Below are 2,384 nucleotides of genomic sequence, written 5' to 3' on the forward strand. Positions count from 1 at the left end.
CGGAGTCGGTGGGGGCGTTGCGGTCGTTGGCGGTGTTGCATGAGACCACGGCGGCGGTGATTTCGGGGCGGGCGTTGCGGGATTTGGCGACGCTGTCGCGGTTGCCGGGGGAGGTGCATCTGGTCGGCTCGCACGGCTCGGAGTTCGATGTGGGGTTCGTGCACGCGTTGGACGCGGGGGCGCGGGGGTTGTTGCGGCGGATCACCGAGGTGTTGGAGGGCTTGGTGGCGCCGGTGGCCGGGGCGGCGTTGGAGGTCAAGCCGGCGAGTGTGGCGGTGCATGTGCGTAATGCCGAGGCGGCGGATGCGGCGGGGTTGTTGGCGGCGGTGCGGTCGGGGCCGGCGTCCTGGGAGGGGGTGCAGGTCACCGAGGGCAAGGCGGTGATCGAGTTGGCGGTGGTGGCCACCGACAAGGGGCATGCGTTGGATGTGTTGCGGCATCAGGTGGGGGCCACGGCGGCGGTGTTTTTGGGTGACGATGTCACCGATGAGAAGGCGTTTGCCCGGCTGTCGGGCCCGGATGTGGGCATCAAGGTCGGTGACGGTGAGTCGCTGGCGGGGTTTCGGGTGGCCGACACCACGGATGTGGCCACGGTGTTGGCGTTTCTGCTGGAGGAGCGGCGTAACTGGTTGTACGGGGAGCAGGCCACCCCGATCGAGCGGTTGAGTCTGCTGGCCAACGAACGGTCGGTGGCGTTGGTGACCCCGGATGCCCGGTTGTGCTGGCTGTGCTACCCGGAGCCGGACTCGGCGGCGGTGTTCGCCGACCTGTTGGGTGGGCCTTCGGCGGGGCATTTCTCCATCCGCCCCGAGCATGGCGGCCTGCCGCTGGGGCAGCGGTATGTGCCGGGGACGATGACGGTGGAGACCCGCTGGTCGCGGCTGTTGGTCACCGACTACCTGGACCACGGGTTGCCGCCGCATCGCACCGACGTGGTGCGGGTGGTCACCGGCGCGGTCCCGATCGTGGTGGAGTTCGCGCCGCGGCCGGAGTTCGGGCAGGTGCCGGTGCGGCTGGTGCCCGAACCCGGCGGGTTGCGGGTGCTGGGCACCTCGGATCCGATGGTGCTGGCCTCCCCCGGCGTGGACTGGGAGATCACCTCCGACGGGGTGCACGAAACCGCCCGCGCCACCGTGGCGTTGGACCCGGCCTCGCCGCTGGTGCTGGAGTTGCGCTGCGGCACCGACACCCTGGAGGCCCACCCGCTGCTGGAGGCGCAGCGGCGGGGGCGGGCCACCCGGTACTGGACCGACTGGCTGGCCGAACTGCACCTGCCGACCACCGAACGCGAACTGGTGGCCCGCTCCGCGCTGACCCTGCGGGGGCTGTGCCACGCCGACACCGGCGCCATCCTCGCCGCCGCCACCACCAGCCTGCCCGAGGAGATCGGTGGGGTGCGTAACTGGGACTACCGCTACTGCTGGCTGCGGGATGCCGCGCTGACCGCGCACACCCTGGTGTCGTTGGGCTCCCACGCCGAGGCCGAGGCGTTTCTGAGCTGGCTGCACCGCGTTCTGGCCACCCTGCCCGGCCCGGAACGCCTGCACCCGCTCTACACCATCCACGGCACCACCCTGGGCCCCGAGGCCGTCATCGACACCCTCCCCGGCTATGCCGGCTCCCGCCCGGTGCGGGTGGGCAACCTCGCCAACCAACAGGTCCAACTCGACGTCTTCGGCCCCGTCGTCTCCCTGATCGCCGCCCTGGCCGAAGCCCGCGGCCACCTCGACGACGCCGACTGGCAACTGGTGCGCGCCATGTGCGAGGCCGTCGCCCGCCGCTGGCACGAACCCGACCACGGCATCTGGGAAGAACGCCACGCCCCCCGCCACCACGTCTACTCCAAGGTCCAATGCTGGGTCACCCTCGACCGCGCGATCACCCTCGCCGAAACCCACCACCGGCGCCTGGACCCCGCCTGGCCCGCCCTGCGCGAAACCATCGCCACCGACGTGCTCAAAAACGGCTGGAACGACGAGGTCCAATCCTTCACCACCGCCTACGACGGCACCGACCTCGACGCCGCCAGCCTGCACGTGGGCCTGTCCGGCCTGCTCGACCCCACCGATGAGCGCTTCCACGCCACCGTCACCGCCATCGAAGCCGAACTCCGCTCCGGCACCACCGTCTACCGCTACCGCCGCGACGACGGCCTGCCCGGCACCGAGGGCGGCTTCCACCTCTGCGCCACCTGGATGATCGAGGCCTACCTCCTCACCGGCCGCCGCACCGAAGCCGAAGAACTCTTCCAACACCTCATCAACACCGCCGGCCCCACCGGCCTGCTGCCCGAGGAATACGACCCCCTGGCCGAACGCTCCCTGGGCAACCACCCCCAGGCCTACTCCCACCTCGGCCTCATCCGCTGCGCCCAACTCCTGGAC

General features: G+C 70.9%; 1 protein-coding gene. It reads left to right on the forward strand.

Annotated features, from left to right (window positions below; all coding sequences use genetic code 11):
- Nucleotides 1–2,384, forward strand: a 2,384-nt coding sequence (gene otsB, locus FFT21_RS28265) for a trehalose-phosphatase (RefSeq protein WP_137816954.1), incomplete at both ends; no start/stop codon positions are given.

Source organism: Gandjariella thermophila (assembly GCF_005405885.1).
Classification (GTDB): domain Bacteria; phylum Actinomycetota; class Actinomycetes; order Mycobacteriales; family Pseudonocardiaceae; genus Gandjariella; species Gandjariella thermophila.